Here is a 17,697-nt window from a genome sequence, read left to right on the forward strand (position 1 = left end):
CATATCGGCCCGAATGTGTTGCCCTGCTTTTCCGCGTCGTATCGGACGTGATCCGTGCCGTGCCTGGACTGGACCTGTGTCTTCTGGCCGCTCAGGAACTGCGTTGCGCTAGCCGGTTATTGCAAGGGGCCGCTCGCGTGGGCCGGAATCTGAACCAGTCGTGCTGCCGAAATAAGCGCGTCGACCATGGGTGGGATCTGCTCCCGGGGCAGACAAAAGGAAACGTCAGCACCGCCTTGCAGCCGGAACGTAAGGACCAGGCTTTTGCCGTTGTCGATCGCGCCGAGCTCCCATCCTTCGCAGCCCATCGCGAAGTTGATGTGCGGCGTTCGCTGAAGCATTCGCTCCGACTGCATGATCGCGGCGGGAAGCACCGCCAGCAGTTCTCGGAATACCGAGTAATGGAACGTCAGGGTCGACCGGTCGCTGTGCACCACCATATGTTGGCCGTCGGGTTCCAGCTCGATGCGCTCGATGGAAGACACCCGCACGGGCTCGGACAGGTCGTTTCTTTCGATTCCTTCTGCCCGGACCGGGGCGCGCTGGGAATCGATTTTTGCTTTAACTAATGGCATATTATGTAATCCTTATTTATTGTGTAAGGTATTGACAAGATGGGCAGCGGCCGTACGGCAGGCAAGCTACCTTGCGGCTCTGTCAGGGGCGGATTGGGAGCAAGCTGGGATTTCTATCCCTGTTTCCTGTGGGCGAGCGACGTTAGCGAGCGTTGCTTCGCCGCAAGGTGGTCGGATTCGTTTCGGTATCACGGAAGAACGCGGCGCGTTGCCGGCCCTCCGACATGGCAACGAGCATGTCCGAAAGCAACGGTGTTGAACTGGCTCGCAGAACCGCTGCAAGAACTTGTGTGGAAAGAATGTGCTTCATCATGGTTGCTGCCCTCGGGTGCAAGTCGCTAGACGAGTCACTAAAGTAGCTCGCTATATGACGCGGCGCGTTACGGCTTCGTTACCGCATTTCTCGCCGGAAATAGGGGGTGCATCGGCTGATCGGCGGGGCTTCGGGGAAAGACGCGTTACGTTGGCCAGTCGTTCAGGCTTGCGGGCAAAGCTTCCGGTCGGGTTTGCCGCATTTTCGGGCCACTCTTTCTCACGAGAGAAAGGAGTTCAAGGCGGCACTCGTGATGAATACAGAGTTCGTGCTTGGAGACACAGTGAAATGCTTGGTGAGGAATTAGAGCGGCCTGATTAACTATCGAGGCAATGGGGTCAAGGTCTTCAGGACGATTCCCTGCGTACGTTTCATATTGGTTTAACGATAGAACGATTATGCTGTTGCACACGACGAACGTCAGCGCGCATCAATGCAGCGATGACGTTTTTTTCGTTGCATCGAGCGCCGCCTGGCCGCGTTTCATGCGTCAGCAAATTGTTCCCGAATGTTCCCGTTCATGACCGCACGGTACGCGCCGAACTATTGATGACGGCCCGCGTCTTGCCGGCCGTTGCATAGGAGCGCCCGCGCACGCCTTTCCAGAGAACGCTTTGCCGGTCCACGGCATTCGCTCAGGCGCCCTGTTGGACGCAAACCGTTGCATTACTGTGTTGACCAGGTGCAACGCTTGGTAACGATGCTTGTTGTCCGCTTCCAACAGCCCTCGCAAACCGCTGCTGTTTAATGGTGCCCGTCTGATCGACGCACGGCGACGTCGATCAGTGCGTGCAGCGATGCACGTTTATCTGGCGAGACCGCGGTGTTTGCAACCCTTGGCAATGGGGCAAGCAGACCGCGTTGCTCAATCGTATTCTCGGAGAATTTGAAATGAAAAAATCCCTTCTTGCTCTCGGTGTCATCGGCACCTTCGCCGGAGCGGCACACGCTCAGAACAGCGTGACCCTCTATGGCCTGATTGACGCGGGCATTACCTACACAAACAACCAGGGCGGCAGCAAGAACATCCAGGCAACCAGCGGCCAGGTCAACGGCAGCCGTTGGGGCCTGCGTGGCTCCGAAGATTTGGGCGGTGGTCTCAAGGCCATCTTCACGTTGGAAAATGGTTTTAATATCGACAACGGCAAGTTAGGCCAGAACGGCCTGGAGTTCGGCCGTCAGGCGTTCGTTGGTTTGTCGAGTAACCAGGCAGGCGCCGTCACTCTCGGCCGCCAGTACGACTCAATGGTCGACTACGTCGCCCCGTTGGCGCTGACCGGCACGCAGTTCGGTGGGACGCAGGCGGCTCACCCGTTCGATAACGACAACCTCGACAACTCCTTCCGCATCAATAACTCGGTCAAGTACCAGAGCGTCAACTACGGCGGCTTCCAGTTCGGCGGCCTGTATGGCTTCTCGAACGACGCGGGCGGATTCTCGGACAATCGTGCATATAGCCTTGGCGCGTCGTATAACTACGGTCCTTTGAGCGCAGCGGCCAGCTACATGCAGCTCAATAGCGCGGGCTCTACGCTGAACTCGTCCGGCGCGGTGACCGCCGACGCTACGTTCGCAGCGGGCCGTCAACGCACCTACGGCGCGGGCGTCAACTATGCATTCGGCGCAGCAAATGTCGGCTTCGTGTTTTCGCAGACCCAGTTGTCCAACGCGACGGGCATTGGCGCGTCGGCTTCGGGCACGACAAACGGCATCACCCTGGCGGGTGGCAGCGCGCGCTTTAGCAACTATGAAGTGAACGGCCGATACAACTTCACGCCTGCATGGACGCTATCGGGCGCCTATACGTTCACCGATGCAAGCCTGGACGGCGTGAGCCCGAAATATAACCAGGTGACCCTGCAGACGGCGTACGCGCTGTCCAAGCGCACCGACGTTTATCTCCAAGGCGTGTATCAGCACGTGAGCGGTACGGGTGATTCGGGTTTGACTGCTTCCATCAACGGGTTGAGCGCTTCGTCGACCAATAGCCAGGTTGCTGCAACCATTGGTTTGCGTGCCCGCTTCTAAGCGAATGGCTAAGCGAATGGTTGCGGCCTTTGACATGATGAGCGGGAAGGCCGCAGCTTAGCGCGGTGTGTTTGGCAGGAAGCTTTGATAAGCCGGGGAAGTTATCCCGGCTTTTTCATTTTCAGTCTGCGGTTAACTGAAGACGGGGCGAAAGAAGCTGCGCTCGTAGCTGACAATGCACTGCGTTTCTTCCGCATATTTGAATGCTGCCTGACATTCCGGGTCAAGCTGCGATTGTTGACGGTAGCTCTCGTAGGTTGACAGGCTCGGAAACGAAAACAGCGCCAGCGCGACATTGTTCGCGCCTTCCGACGGCAGGAAATAGCCATGATGCTGGCCACCGAATTTCTCGACCAGTGGAATCCACATCTTTCCGTAGGCCTCAAATTCATTGAGTTTCGAAGGGACGATAATGTAGCGAAGGTAGCAGGTAATCATGATATGTCTATTTTGGGGGAAAGGATCGATCGGATAATATCGTGCCTCTCGATGAATAACTTTTCTCAAGCGACTCGCACCAAGCGCGGGACACCGGCTCCTCAGGCAAGCCATATCGCCGAGCGCCGGCATGAATCTATGCCCTAGCGCGATCCCGGGCCGGTCCCTTCGGCAATCACGCGGCAAGCGTCCTTCAATGGCTCGATGTAGGTTTCCAGCGGCGTCGCGCTTTTCCTATATAGGGGAATGCTGATGCTGACGCATGCGATCGGATCGCCATTTGCTCCCAGGATCACGCTGCCGTAGCAAAAGATCTGCTCCTCGTTTTCTTCGCGATCTTCCGCATAACCGCGAGCTTGGGTCGCGTCGAGCTCGGCATCGAGTGCGGTGCGTTCGATGATGGTATTCGGCGTAAAGCGCTCGAAGTTCAGGGTGGCAAGTAACGCGTCGCGATCCGGGCGCTTGAGCGAAGACAAATAGGCTTTGCCGACGGAACTTGAATACAGCGTGACACGTGTGCCTATTCGCGACGCCATGCGTACGGCGTGCGGACTTTCGAGCTTCTCGATGTAGACCATTTCAGAGCCGCTGCGCACCGCCAGATGAACTGTTTCCTGGGTAAGGTCACGCAAGGTCTGCAGCGCCTCGCTGGCAGCCACCCGCAGGTCGGAACGCTCCCAGCTCCGGCTTGCCAGGGATAACAAACGAGGACCTGGCGAATAACTGCCGCCTCGCGGCGTTTCGACCACCAGGCCCTCGGCGATCAAGGCTCCGACAATGCGATATACCGTTGGCCGCGGATACTTCGATGCAGCGGTAAGTTGGGTGATGCCGGGTGGCGCCGCTGCGTCGGCGATGCACTGAAGTACCACCATGAACTTGGAGAATGCAGCAGTGCCGCTTGGCTTGGCATCGTCTGGCGGGCGCTGCGAATTGGGGCGGCCGATAGCGGGCTTAAATGGTTTTGGCATGGCGTCCGAAGGAACTTGACGGTGTACCGGTGGTATTGAAAAGCAGTGATCGAGGCGCCGAAAATTATAATAAACCCCGCTACACAACCATATAACCTCCATCAACCGGGACTACCGCTCCCGTCATGAACGCCGCCGCTGGCGAGCAAAGAAACGCCACCACTTGCGCGACGTCGCTGGGCTGGCCCCATCGTTTCATTGGCGTGCGATCAAGGATTGCTTGCGAACGATCGTCGCTATCCTGCAGAGCTTGCGTAAGCGGCGTAGCAATCCAGCCGGGCGCGACCGCGTTGACGCGAATGTTGTCGGCTGCATAAGCAATGGCCAGCGACTTGGTCAACTGCACCACGCCGCCCTTGCTTGCGCTGTAAGCGGGTACAAGACCACCACCGAAAAAGCTCAACATGGACGCCGTGTTGACGATCGATCCTTCGCTTGCCTTCAACCGCTCGCGTGCCGCGGCGCAGACACGCATTGTCCCGCTAAGATTGACGGCGATCACACGCTCGAATACGTCGATAGCCAGTTCGTCACCCCGCCGGATCATGCCTGCGCAATTGACAAGCATATCGATGGAGTCGGCCTGCGCCACCAGTGACGCTACGCTCGCATCGTCGCTGACGTCGAGTTCGACGACTTCCACGGCGGGGCCCAGCGCCTTGCGCTGAACATCGGTTGGCGCGATGCCTGCTGCGAGGACACGCGCGCCGAGAGCCGCGAAACACTGAGCGATGCCGGCGCCAATACCCTGCGTGCCGCCAGTCACAACGGCGGTTTTACCTTTGAAAAGATCAGTCTGGAAAGTCATGGTCGGTCAGGAAAGATCGGACAGGGGAACGGTTGAAACGACGGGCTCGCTATCCTCTATTTTATTCCGTACTACGAATATATAAACCAGTGCCGCGGCGAATGCGACGCCCGCGCTGATCAGGAACGCGTTGATGAAGGAGTGGGTTTTATCTACGACGATGCCGGTGATGAATGGGGCAAAAGAACTGCCGAAGTATCCGCCGAAGTTTTGAATGCTGCCCAGCGAGGCCACCATGTGACGAGGCGCTGCGACGGTCGCCAGCGCCCAGCATGCGCCGCTCGCCATGTTGACGAAGTACATGGCGGCAGAGAGATAGACCATCGCGAGCGTCAGGTTCGGGGTGAACGCCGCCGGTACCGTGAAGAGTGCTGCGCCCAGCAAGCCGACGCAGATTGGCCACTTACGGCTCCTCATGGGCGCCATGCCACGCGCCATCAGACCATCGGCCACGAATCCGCTGGACAGCATCCCAAGCGTGCCGAAGAGGTAGGGAATCGACACGAGCCAGCCCGTATGCGCGATTGTCAGATGGCGTTCATGCTCGAGGTACGCGGGCAGCCAGGTGAGATAAAGCCACACCATGTAGATCACGCCCATGTTGCCGAAGATCATGCCCCATGTGGTTGACTTGCTGAATAACCCGCGCCATTCGCGCATGGTCATGCGGCGATCGGCGCGCTGCTCCGGCTCTCCTTCAGTCAGGAACGCAACCTCTTGAGAATCGAGGGCGAGGTTGCGACGATCACGGTAGACGAGATACCAGCCAATCGATACCGCAATGCCAAGCACGCCCATGACGATGAACATCGTGCGCCAGCCGAAGGCCAGCAAGAGCACAGTAAGGACGGGCGGCGCGAGAGCGGGTCCAATGGTCGATGACGTGATGAAGATACCGGTCGGCCGGCCGCGCTCATGCACGCCGAACCATTCACTGACCACCTTTGCGCCGGCGGGAAAATTCGGCGCCTCGCCGAGACCCAGCGCGACCCGCGCGACCAGGAACTGAGACAGGCTCGTCACAAGGCCACCGCACAATTGCGCGGCTGACCAAACGAACATGCCTAAGCCGAGCATCACGCGCGCACCGAAACGATCAAGCAGTATGCCAATGGGTAACTGCGAAAACGCATAGGCGAATGAGAAGGCGGACAGCAGCAAGCCCATCTGCGATGCGGACAGCCCCAGTTCCTGGCTAACCGAATGATTCGCTATGGAAAGCGTGCTCCGGTCGAGATAATTCACGATCCCGGCCAGTGTCAGGAACGTGATCGCGACCACCTGAATGCGCTTGAGGCGCGGTGATTTCTGCAACATGGTGTCTCCTCCGGTGCTCGTTGAGAGTCTGCGTGGAAGGTGCTTCGGGTGTTAAGTTTTGCTCCGGCTTAACGGATGAACTGGTCAACGAAATCTTCTCCCAGACCTACTGACGAAAAATGCTTGCGGCACATGTCGACCTTGGTGAAAACATCTTCGTAGCCGGTGTAATTGCCGTACGGATCGCAATAGAACATCACGCCGTTGACCTGGAAGTAGGTGATCATTTCCTCCACATCTTCCGGTACGTAGAGCGTGTGCGTTTCGCCCGGCGGTTCGAAAACATAACTGCCCTCGGTGGCTTCCCAATCGTGTTCCAGATAACGCCAGCGGCCCTTGAGCACCATGCCGTGCACCGCTTGCGGATGCCGGTGCCGGCTTAGCACGCCAGATTTGCGCACGCGCAGCAGGTTCATCCAGTACCCGGTCGAAACATTCAGGCACAGCGGACGGAACCAGACGTTCTCGGCTTGAGGGACCCAAAGGCGTTCGTCTTTGGGGATCGCCGATTCAACCACGATCTCCTTAGCCGCTTCTTTAGGAAATGGAAGCTGATACGGCGTCATTGCGTCCGCCGCGGATTTAGCGCCTGCCATGAGCTAGCTCCTTGTCCATATTGTGGATATATTAATCACTTTATGGACACACTATTCTGCATGCCGACCCTCTCTGTCAAGACGCGGTGATCGTGCAGTGCGTCATGAGTTTCGCTGCTGTGCGTGACGCTGCAAAGCGCCTTGGTCGTGAAGCTTTCAGTAATGAAAGCGTCAATTCGGCTTGATGCCGGCTAGTCGATCACGGTGCATGGACCGATGACATGGAGCTAAGTGTTACGCGATAATGCCGGGCGGGTTAACGCGTATCCAACCGCGCATCTTGTGCAAGACTTCCCGTATTCGCAGGATCCACCGGCGCTGAAAGAGCGCCAATATCAACTACCGCGCGTCGCTCAAGGCGATGTCGCCGCTCAACCTGGGATTCTCGATGAGCAGCAGTTCGTTGCCAACATCCTCTGCCGCTCGCTGGCTGCCTTACATAGTCGCGGGAACGTTCTTCATGGAGTATCTGGATACCACGGTCATCGCAACCGCGTTGCCGCAGATGGCCCATTCGTTTGGTGTCGGCCCGAATGCGCTAAGCATCGGGATGACCGCCTACATGCTGGCACTGGCGATCTTTATTCCGGTTAGCGGTTGGGTAGCTGATCGCGTTGGTTCGCGTACGGTGTTCTTTAGCGCGATCGTCGTGTTCGTGATTGCCTCAGTGTTATGCGGTTTATCGAACTCGGTCACGGAGTTCACGGCGGCGCGTTTGCTGCAGGGTGCAGGCGGTGCGATGATGGTGCCGGTAGGGCGGCTGATCGTGGTCCGCAGCACGGAGAAAAGCCGCCTCATGCAGGCTATCTCCACCATCACCTGGCCGGCTATTGCCGCGCCAGTCGTCGGGCCACCCGTTGGCGGTTTCATCACGACGTACGCGTCATGGCGCTGGATTTTCCTGTTGAACGTCCCATTCGGAATCTGTGCGCTGGTAGCCGTCGCCATGCTGGTTCCGAACCTGCGTGGCGCCGAACGCAAGCCTCTGGATATAGTGGGCCTTGTGCTTAGCGGCGCAGCCCTGACCGCCATTCTTTACGGCGCCGAACTTGCGAGCCAGCCCGACAGCAATCCATGGATTGCAGGGGGCTTAGTCCTGGCCGGCCTCGTGATTGGCTTTGCAGCGGTTCGCTACGCGGCGGGTCATCCGCATCCGCTGATCGATTTTTCGACGCTGAAGATTCCGACTTATTCGGTAACCGTCCTGACCGGTTCGCTGACGCGGATCGGCATTGGCGCCGTGCCGTATTTAATGCCGTTGCTGTTTCAGATCGGCTTTGGTCTTTCTGCTTTCAAGTCCGGTTTGTTGTTGCTTGCCAGTGCGCTTGGCAATCTCGGAATGAAAGCGCTGACCACGCGAATTCTGCGGCGTTTCGGCTTCAGGTATGTCTCCATTGTTGCTGTGGCCACAGCGGGCATATTTACGATCATATGCGGCCTCCTTACGCCCTTGTCACCGTTGGCGTGGGTGTTGATCGTGGTATTCGTCTATGGCGTGGCGCGTTCCATGCAGTTTTCGTTGCTGGCCACCCTCGCTTATGCCGACGTGGGCGCCCCGCAAATGAGCGCCGCGAGCACGTTATGGAGTGCGGCTGCACAGATGACAATAGGGCTAGGCATTGCCTATGGCGCCGTCGCCTTGCGGGCTGCCGCGCTGCTTAACGGCGAGACGGCTAGTGTGGATGGCATGCATTTCACACTCGACGACTTCCGGCTCGCGTTTCTGTTCGCCGGCTTGCTGACGCTGCTCTCCGTATGGGGATACTTCAAGGTCGCCCGCGATGCCGGGCAAAGCGTGGGCGGAGGATCGATGCGGCAGAATGTGTCGCAAAGAGGCGGTTAGAACGCGAATGCGCCGGTTGAGGAAAGAGAGCATTGCAGTGGCCCCTTGAGTCCGGCGTACAGCGGAGAATGATTGTAGGTATGGCTAATCAAATCGATACCCCCGCATGGTTGTCCCTGGCTTTCTCCGAGCGCGGGGTCCGGCGCTTTGGCCCGGGAGAGAGTAATCCGCGTATTGTCGAATACAACGCGCACACCAATCTGGTGGGCTACGACGACAAAATCTCGTGGTGCTCTTCGTTCCTGAACTGGTGTCTTGCGAATACTGGCCAGCGTGGCACGGGGTCCGCGCTTGCGCGTTCCTGGCTTGAGTGGGGCCGGGCTCTAGAGGGTCCCGCTTATGGTTGCGTCGTTGTCTTGTCCCGTGACGATCCGCCCAGCTGGAAAGGGCACGTTGGCTTTTATCTTTGCCACGACGCCGAAGCCATTTATCTCTTCGGCGGCAATCAGCTTGGAGAAGTACGCGAGCTCGACTATCCGTTAGCGTCGGTGCTGGGCTACCGGTGGCCTGAGTCTATCTGAGATTTCTGCAAGGTCCGCTTCGCAAAACTTGCACGGATCGACGCCGCACTCAGGCGGGGTCATGGCAGCACACGCTGAGCTTGTTTCCGTCAAGGTCACGAAAGTACGCGCCGTAATAATGCGCATGATAGTGCGGCTGCAAGCCGGCGGCCCATCGCACGCGCCTCCGTTCGCTAGTGCGATGGCGTGGCAGCGATCGACGGTGTTGCGGTCGTGTGCAAGAAGGGCCGTCATCTGTCCGTTGCCGGGGCTGGCAGTGTTTCCGTCGAATGGCGTTCCGATCAGGAACCACAGGCGCAGCGCGTCGGCTGCGACCGAGCCGAACCTTGGCGAATCCGAATTGCCGTTTGATGATTCGAAACGGATGCTCTGCTTTCTCGTATCGCCGCAGCACTCTTCGTTTTCGATAACTACACAGCAGCAGATCTATCCAGATGTTCCTTACGCTTGGTCGAAAGATTCTTGCCCGCGTATAAAGCAACACGTCGCATTGTGCCCGCTATGGCAAGTCGACAGAACGCTTTTATTTGTTCGTTGAATAGTCGCCGTTTTTATATGGCTCGGGTAATGTCCAAATGTCTTGACCATTACAGCTTATTCACAGCAGAAAGTTTTGAAGAGAACGAAATCCCTTTGGAGGTGGCGTGGATGAATCTTCTACATTGACCCGCACCAACGTGCACATTAAAAACATATCGCATCCTGGTCACGCCAATTGATTTTCGCGAAATAAATGATGACGCTGCAACCGCTATCGATCAGTTACCGTCAATATTGGCACAAAAAATTACAAATTCGGCTCGAATAAAGTACACGCTTGCGTATTAAAATAATTTGACACATTCGATAGAAAGCAAGAGTCAACCAACAATAGAGACCCCACCTTGTGAACGCTCGAGACATGCTCGGTCGTTATAAGCACTCGAAAGACCACATTGCCCAGCCTGCATGACGAACGATGCGGAATTCGTTGCCGCAGGCAGCGATCGTTGCATAACGAGAAAAATTGACCCGATCGACAAATTATTCATCTCAACTTTAATTTAATGTTTTGTGCGTTTAATCAAGTTCAGCGTGCAATATCGCGGCGCGCCGGGGTCGATTAATTCGAAGCTAGCTGTTGCTGGTCATTCGTACCGCGATTAAATCCAAAAAATCGAGAGACTCGGATCATGAAAATTCGTTTAAAGCTTGCGGGTTTGGCAGTGATCGTCTGTACGCTAGTAGTAGCTGCGTGTAACGGGGATAGTTCGGGCAGCGGTGCGGTGGCTGATTCAGTATTAAAAAACATAGCCAATACCGCATCACTGCCCGTTCTGAACGGACAAACCAACGTCCAGTGCAACTACAGTCACACACTTCCGGATGACCCAATCCTGATGCCCGGTATGCCTGGCATGTCGATGCTTCATGACTTCTTTGGTAATATTGCCGCGAATGCAAATACGGTAACAGCCGATTTGTATAACACTCCCGCGAATACTTGCGATAATCAAGCTGACGGTACCTCGTACTGGGTTCCCTCGCTGATGCGCAGCGGGGTAATCATCCCGCCGGCCTATCAAAAAACGTATTATCAGGTGCCCAACGCGTCGAATTATCCGGTCACACCCATGCCTCAGGGTTTAAAGTTGATTGCAGGTAGCCCTCTCAATACCGGCCCGAGCAGCGCGATCACTTACTTTTGTAAAGGCGCGGCAACGAAGTACACATCAACGCCTCAAACTACCTGCCCCGCGTGGAGCACTGACCCGGTAAGCGGCGTGCAATTCAACATCGGCATTCAGTTTCCAGATTGCTGGGACGGTCACACGATGACGCCCACCACTACCGTAAAAAACGCAGTTTATAGCACCAATGACGTATGCCCTGCAGATTATCCTGTCCGTATCCCTACCGTGAATATGAACGTGGCTTATTTTCTTGGTACCAATACCGACATGAGTGACGTGCAACTATCACTTGACCCAATCATTAATCCGGATGGATCAACCACGCTTCAGTGGGGCAATTTGTTTACTGCTCACGGAGATTTCTTTAATGGCTGGCCGGTACAATCAATGCAATACATGACCGACTATTGCTTCAACAAGGGTGTAGACTGCGGCGACTCCATCCCGATGGCCTATAGTGAACCGGACAGCGACGCTTATATCGAAAGTACGCCGAACGATACGCAAAACTACGGAAGTTCGGCTAATTTATATGTGTCCAACATTCCCGGACAACAGCAAATTTCCATGCTCCGTTTCCCGTTGCCTGCGAATGCCTCCACGCTTAACTTCAACGCAGTGAAGGTCAATCTCTACGGGGGCGCCACTTCCAGCGGTGCGAACATGATTTATCTGTATCCAATGGACGCAACTTGGGACGAAAGCACGGTTACCTGGGATAACGCGCCGGCTTGTCCATCGACGGGGCCAAAGGCGCAGTTGTATCTCGACAATGCCGTTCAATATCGAGCTTCCGATGTTACGCAGCTCATTAAGAATGCGATTGCAGCGGGCGAAACGGAAGTGGCATTCTGCGTGCGCGGTGGCGTGACGACGCAGTCTTATCTTTTCCAGTCGAAGGAAGGTGCGAACAAGCCCACTTTGCTTTTCGAGCCAATCATGCAAACGCCGCTGCCGTAGCTGAAAACATGGTGTTTAGGGCTCGTTAGCCTGGCAAATCCGCTGCGGTGTGCACGCATAAGCCGAGCACCGCAGCGTTAAAGAAGAGATAAAACCGGTTGCTGCCTGGAAGACCGCGCCTTAGTACCGATGTCGACCCAATATTTCAATACGCGCAATAGCAGGTCGGCCACGGCACAGACGTCAATCCCGATCCACAAAGGTATATTTAATTAGTATGGCAGCAACCGATAGAATATATTTTACATTTTAATCAACGCTTTGTACTCTGTGCGCTTTTCTGGTCGATCAAGTTGGCACGCCGGGAAAATTCACTTGGGCTGCTTAGCCCGACAGGAGCGTTGAATGTTTCAACATAGGCCGCATCACCTTCTATTGCGCATGTCGCTTGCAGCCGTTTGCTGTGCCCTCGGCACCCATGCCTTCGGACGTGAGATGGAGATGCACCACTCCTCACCGGACAGTGCCCAGGCGGTGGAGGTATCGTCGGCCGGCGAGGGCGTAGTGGAAGACCTGCCTTTGCAAGGCGGAGGTTTCCAGCGTGTTTTGTACACTGCTGCCAGTCGCGGAACAAAAGGCATCATCGTGATGTTTCCCGGCGGTACCGGCGAGATCGACATCGAGAAGAGTGGACAGGTCAGGAATGCGAAGAATTTCGTCGTGCGCTCGGACAGTCTTTGGCGTGACCGGGGTTATGGCATCGTGCTGGTCGATGCGCTGGATCATCAGTCCATGCGAGGGCAGCGCAGTAGCGCCGCGTACGCAGAGATAACGAAAAAGATCATCGAGTTTGCACATAGGCAGGCGAATGTCCCTGTATGGGTGCTTGGTACCAGCCAAGGTTCCATTGCCGCCATGAACGCTGCATCGCATGCCGGAGGAACGCAGCTTGCCGGCCTGATCCTGACCGAGTCCGTGTCCATTCTCGGCGGCTCTCATGAAACAGTTTTTGATGCACATCCTGGCGATGTCCGCGTGCCTTCGCTTGTTGTCGCAAACCTGGATGACAGATGCAAGGTCGCACCACCGTCCATGGCGCAGTCAATCGCGCAATCAATCGCGCAATCAATTCGCCAAGCTCCGACAGCAGTCCTGACCGTTAGCGGTGGCACGCAAAGTACCCGGGATGATTGCGGCTCCCTGACTCCGCATGGCTACTATGGAATAGAAGAAAAGGTGGTGGATGGCATTGTGGACTGGATGCAGAAAACGCAAAACCGGCCATGATGTTAAGGGGTTTTGGCAACAAGCAGGGCGAACGGACGATGGGTCGTCGAGAAGTCGGCCCGACCTTGACCGGGGTTTTGTGATTGCTTCCAATCGGAATCCGTTGTCCGGGTTTGACTTATGATTAAGGCCCTAAAAAGCAAAATTGCTGGCTATGATCCCTGACGCCTCCCATGATATTCAACCTACACTGACCGGCCCCACTATCGAACTTCGTCCTCTGCAGTCATCGCATCAGGAGGCGCTGGTGGACGCCGCGTCAGATGGTGAATTGTGGACCATGAAGGTGACGGTCGTTCCCGGTCCCGAGACGGCAGGGCAATACATTGCCACTGCGCTAGCCGGTCAGCAGGCCGGAACCGTGATGCCGTTTGTTATTGTCAAGCGAGAGACTGGGCAGGTGGTGGGCAGCACGCGGTTCTGGAAGATCGATCGCGTTAATAGAAAGCTCGAAATCGGCCATTCCTGGCTGAGCGCCTCGGTGCAACGGTCGGGTATCAATACGGAAGCGAAGTACCTTCTTCTGACCTACGCGTTCGAAACCATGAACGCTGTGCGCGTCCAATTTACAACGGATGAATTGAACGAAAAATCCCGTGCGGCGATCCTGCGCATTGGCGCAAAACAGGAAGGTATTGTCCGGCACGAGCGCATCATGCCCGACGGCCGCAAGCGCAACTCGGTGCGCTTCAGCATCATTGATTCCGAGTGGCCAGAGGTAAAGGCATTGCTGCAGCAGAAGATGCGCTTGAAGTAGCACTCGACCGGCAAACAACGCTTTTGCAGTACAGCAAAGCGCATTGTTGCTGCATTTTTAGCCTTCTGAAAACCGTATTAAATATGAAAGAAATAAGTAAGATTTAATTAATATAAGGATTATATCGCGCTATATTCGTTTTCTTAAGATTAATGTGGAAACCGGTTCGGTTATATTTACCCATAATATTAACAAAAGGTAACGTCATACAATTAAGATTGGATAAATAGTCATTCATTCGTTTGAGTACGGAGAATTGAGAAGGAAATTCCGCGTTTTCCTCTCTTCTGGGATAGCGGCCGTTCAGCACATGATGCGTGAGAAACTATTACTTATTTCCAAGTCTTTGCGAACGTTACACAGATGAAACGTTTTTTTGCGAATATAATTCGTCCATCCAAAGTGGACTGTAACTAATACCAGATCGCTGCAAGAAGACTTTCATATCAGAAGCATTTACCCAATATGGAATTGATCGCTGCCTTCGACGCGCGAAGCCTGCGCCTGCCTGATGGATTGATATCGCAGTGCAGCATTGACGCAGTTTGTCTCGGGTAACCACTCGTTGCGACGGTATGACGTCTTTTCAGGGCGCGCAACCAGCGCTCTGTGAGAGTCATGCGTGCGGCGCCAGGGCGGCCGGAAGAGGGGCTCGAAGCAGGATTTGGCGATCAGGTACGCCGTTATCTGTCAGGGGTGAGCGTTTTTTTTGATGACACAGAAGTGTTTTTACATTTTGTATAAATAGGTATGCAAACGACTTGAGCGAAACCAACAATCACTGCGTTGCTGACAACGCGGCGTACGGCGACCGATGTCCGTTTCGTAGAGGTTGATGAAGCCTCCGGGGGGATGATCGCGCGTGCGGCTCAGCCGCAGTCGGGCGTGTTACAGCAGGACGATTTAGCCCGGCCGGATCCCTCGAAGCAAGCCTGGTTCCCCGTCTTTGTGACCCTGTCAAGACGGCTGGGATAAATTCTCCATTAATTAGGATGACATATTATATGAAGAAATATTTCATGTAATTAACCGGTTCTCCATACACGAGAGCCTTGGGTCAGCCGGGAACCCGCGGAGTCAAGCGCGCGTTCGGCATCGACATGTCGAAGGGCGCTGTTTCTGCAGCACGTCAGCGATCAGCCGCATCCCCCAGGATAAATCTCTCAGCTCCACAAAAAACGCGAACGCGGGACGACTTCGGTCGATCTTGTCGATCCTCGGGGAATACTTGTAGCAGTACAACAGGGATTACGATGAAATATTTAAGACTACTTCCGATTTCTATCGCAACGACACTGGCTATGTTCGGTGCCGGTAACGCCCAGGCGCAAAGCAGCACTATCACTGTCAGCGGCGTGAAATATACGTTCTGCGGGAGTGAGAACGACAACTGTACGTTTTCCGGCAAGGGATCCGTAGTGTTCGGCGCGGTTCCGCCGAACTCGCCGACCACCATGCTGACTAGCCCACGTACCTTCACAAACGGCGTCGGCTGTTATGTCGGCGCTGTCTCGCAGACCGATCCCGCTTACGGTTACGGAAAATCGTGCTGGGTCAGCCTCGCAGCCACCACACCGCCGGTTACGACTCCGCCAGTGACAACGCCGCCCGTCACCACGCCACCAGTTACGACTCCGCCGGTGACAACGCCGCCCGTCACCACGCCACCGGTCACCACACCGCCGGTGACAACGCCACCCGTCACGACGCCGCCGGCTACCACGCCACCGGCCACCACGCCACCGGCCACCACGCCGACTCCAGGTACTTCTGCCATTTCATGCGGCTCGCCTACGCAAACGTCAGGCGGCACCGCGAATGGCTTGATCAGCGCCGACACGCCGACAACCGACGGCATGCGCATTTTCCCGAATAACACAGCATTCAACATAGCGGTCACGACCAACTCGCCGAAGGCCGACACGGTCATCTGGTCGGTCGCTGACGCGAACGGCGCGATCAAGACACAGGGTAGCTTCGCCGTGAAGTCCGGTGTGCAGACCGCCGCGATGTCGTGCAAGTCCACATGGTCCGGTTATGGCTCGATCACTGCCACGTTGCAATCTAACGGTGGCACGTTGCCGAACATGGGCACGCGTCCAATGGGCATTGCCACGTTCGGCGTGTTGCCTAATCTCACGTCTGTCCTTGGCACGGTGACGTATGCACACCAGGACCAGCATCGGTTCGGTATGCAGGGTTTCAACGACAACATTGCCGCGTTGCACGATCTGGGAATTTCCTGGACCATCGACGATCGCGAAGTGTCGGCCATGGAGCCGAACGGCCCCAACACCTATACGCCGAGCGTCAGCGACCTGGACCCGTTCTACAAGGCTAACCCTGACCAGATGCGCATCGTGCGTCTTGACGGACTGCCGGCATGGGATTCGAAGACGGGTCAGTTCAACGACAGCTACTATGCGCCGTCGAACATGACCGAGTTCCAGAGCTTCATGGGCCGCGTAGGCACCGACACGAGCCTGATCCGTGCCGCCAATTATCCGAAGCAGCAGAACAACTACTATCAGGTGACCTGGGAGCCAAGCCTCGGATGGGCTGACAGTCAGGCAAACTTTGTCGCGATGTACAAGGCCGCGTATCTGGGCTTGCACTCGACCGATCCGAACGCAGTCGTGATGGGTCCCACCAACCCGTTCCCGGCCAATTGCGACACTTGCACCACTGGCTACCTGCAGACCTTCGGCGCGCTCGGCTTGTGGAACTATATCGACGCTGTATCGACACATGGCTACTGGAACGCCGGCACCTATCCGTCCCATCCGCCTGAATTGCAGGACTCGGATCCGAACCCGGCTAACCAGGCCAACGCGCTCGACAACCTGATGACTCAGTTGCGTGCCGTCATGCAAGCCGGCAAGCCGAACATGAAGCTGTTCGTTACCGAAGCGGGCACCAGCTACGATCCGGGCGTCAACTACGGACCTACGCAACCGTCGCAGAACCAGTTGTTTGCTCAAGCTGCAGTCGGCGTGCGCTCGCACATCATTACCCTCGGTGGCGGCGCACAATTGTCCACGCTGTTCTATGGTGCGGACTATCCTGGCGAGACTGGTTACGGCACGTTCTTCGACCTGAACGATGCTCAGGGCGCGTACGGCGCATCGAATCTGTCGCCCAAGCCCGAAGCACTTGCATTCGCCGCGATGACCCGGGTGCTTGACGGCACCAATACGCTTGGCCGAGTAACGGGTACGCCCGCCGGGACATACGCGTATGCGTTCCAGCAACTCGGTAACGGCAAGGTGGTGACGGCCTTGTGGACACACAGCAATGCGCAGTGGCCGGCATCGGGCGGACTCTATAGCCAGACCTACTCGACCAGCTACTCGCTTCAGGTGGACGCTGCCGGCGCATCGGGCAACGTGACGGAGATCGACGGTTACGGCAATGTCAGCACGGTTCCCTATACCAACGGCAAAGTGACGCTGACGCTGACTGAAGTCCCGCAATATATTGTCTCGAGCAATGCGACGGTTGCCAAGGCCAACGCTACGGTTCCGGTCGGGTACACGGGTCAGTAACACTTGATGTAGCCACGCTTGGGGCGCCGCTGGTGACAGCGGTAGCTCGTCAGAAAAAGCCAATGCCTCGCGATTGAACGCGAGGCATTGGCTTTTATGGTTCCGATTCCGCCTCAGGTAAGCAG

Annotated in this window: 13 protein-coding genes and 1 pseudogene; 7 read left to right on the forward strand and 7 right to left on the reverse strand. The window is 56.2% G+C overall.

What is annotated here, in order from left to right:
• Positions 1–116 precede the first annotated feature (116 nt).
• Positions 117–485, reverse strand: coding sequence for a hypothetical protein (locus ACSQ36_RS37295; protein WP_436185984.1), 369 nt, complete (start codon positions 483–485; stop codon positions 117–119).
• Positions 486–1,779: 1,294 nt separating this feature from the next.
• Between ACSQ36_RS37295 and ACSQ36_RS37300 the strand changes: the two genes are divergently transcribed.
• Positions 1,780–2,916, forward strand: a complete 1,137-nt coding sequence (locus tag ACSQ36_RS37300) for a porin (RefSeq protein ID WP_436185985.1) — start codon at positions 1,780–1,782, stop codon at positions 2,914–2,916.
• A gap of 132 nt (positions 2,917–3,048) precedes the next feature.
• On the opposite strand, the gene ACSQ36_RS37305 is transcribed toward ACSQ36_RS37300, so the two are convergent.
• The 5 genes from ACSQ36_RS37305 to ACSQ36_RS37325 all read right to left on the reverse strand — a co-directional run bounded on the left by ACSQ36_RS37305 (position 3,049) and on the right by ACSQ36_RS37325 (position 7,046).
• Entirely contained in the window at positions 3,049–3,354 is a 306-nt protein-coding gene (locus ACSQ36_RS37305) for an NIPSNAP family protein (protein WP_213766279.1), read from the reverse strand.
• A 143-nt stretch (positions 3,355–3,497) separates the two neighbouring features.
• Positions 3,498–4,325 carry an IclR family transcriptional regulator gene (locus tag ACSQ36_RS37310; RefSeq protein ID WP_436185986.1) on the reverse strand — a complete coding sequence of 276 codons (828 nt, stop codon included), beginning with the start codon at positions 4,323–4,325 and terminating at the stop codon, positions 3,498–3,500.
• Between the two features lie 79 nt (positions 4,326–4,404).
• Entirely contained in the window at positions 4,405–5,133 is a 729-nt protein-coding gene (locus tag ACSQ36_RS37315; protein ID WP_213766281.1) for an SDR family NAD(P)-dependent oxidoreductase, read from the reverse strand.
• Positions 5,134–5,139: 6 nt separating this feature from the next.
• Positions 5,140–6,450: an MFS transporter gene (locus tag ACSQ36_RS37320; RefSeq protein ID WP_436185987.1), complete on the reverse strand. Its 1,311-nt coding sequence runs from the start codon at positions 6,448–6,450 to the stop codon at positions 5,140–5,142.
• 68 nt (positions 6,451–6,518) lie between these two features.
• Positions 6,519–7,046, reverse strand: a complete 528-nt coding sequence (locus ACSQ36_RS37325) for a 2,4'-dihydroxyacetophenone dioxygenase family protein (RefSeq protein WP_213766283.1) — start codon at positions 7,044–7,046, stop codon at positions 6,519–6,521.
• A gap of 388 nt (positions 7,047–7,434) precedes the next feature.
• Here ACSQ36_RS37325 and ACSQ36_RS37330 point away from each other — a divergent pair, with 388 nt between their 5' ends.
• Positions 7,435–8,889 (forward strand): MFS transporter, encoded by a 1,455-nt coding sequence (locus ACSQ36_RS37330; protein WP_213766284.1) that lies wholly within the window; start codon positions 7,435–7,437, stop codon positions 8,887–8,889.
• Between the two features lie 80 nt (positions 8,890–8,969).
• On the forward strand, positions 8,970–9,410 hold the full coding sequence (locus tag ACSQ36_RS37335; RefSeq protein ID WP_436185988.1) for a TIGR02594 family protein: 441 nt from the start codon (positions 8,970–8,972) through the stop codon (positions 9,408–9,410).
• Between the two features lie 49 nt (positions 9,411–9,459).
• On the opposite strand, the pseudogene ACSQ36_RS37340 reads toward ACSQ36_RS37335, so the two are convergent.
• Positions 9,460–9,776: pseudogene (locus ACSQ36_RS37340) on the reverse strand (VOC family protein).
• Between the two features lie 806 nt (positions 9,777–10,582).
• Between ACSQ36_RS37340 and ACSQ36_RS37345 the strand changes: the two are divergent.
• The 4 genes from ACSQ36_RS37345 to ACSQ36_RS37360 all read left to right on the forward strand — a co-directional run bounded on the left by ACSQ36_RS37345 (position 10,583) and on the right by ACSQ36_RS37360 (position 17,572).
• Positions 10,583–12,043: a CBM96 family carbohydrate-binding protein gene (locus ACSQ36_RS37345; protein WP_436185989.1), complete on the forward strand. Its 1,461-nt coding sequence runs from the start codon at positions 10,583–10,585 to the stop codon at positions 12,041–12,043.
• 345 nt (positions 12,044–12,388) lie between these two features.
• Entirely contained in the window at positions 12,389–13,270 is an 882-nt protein-coding gene (locus tag ACSQ36_RS37350) for an alpha/beta hydrolase (RefSeq protein ID WP_436185990.1), read from the forward strand.
• 154 nt (positions 13,271–13,424) lie between these two features.
• Entirely contained in the window at positions 13,425–14,027 is a 603-nt protein-coding gene (locus ACSQ36_RS37355) for a GNAT family N-acetyltransferase (protein WP_436185991.1), read from the forward strand.
• A gap of 1,253 nt (positions 14,028–15,280) precedes the next feature.
• Positions 15,281–17,572 carry a hypothetical protein gene (locus ACSQ36_RS37360; RefSeq protein WP_436185992.1) on the forward strand — a complete coding sequence of 764 codons (2,292 nt, stop codon included), beginning with the start codon at positions 15,281–15,283 and terminating at the stop codon, positions 17,570–17,572.
• Positions 17,573–17,697 lie beyond the last annotated feature (125 nt).

This window comes from Caballeronia sp. LjRoot34 (genome assembly GCF_964253815.1).
In the GTDB taxonomy this organism is placed as follows: Bacteria; Pseudomonadota; Gammaproteobacteria; order Burkholderiales; family Burkholderiaceae; genus Caballeronia.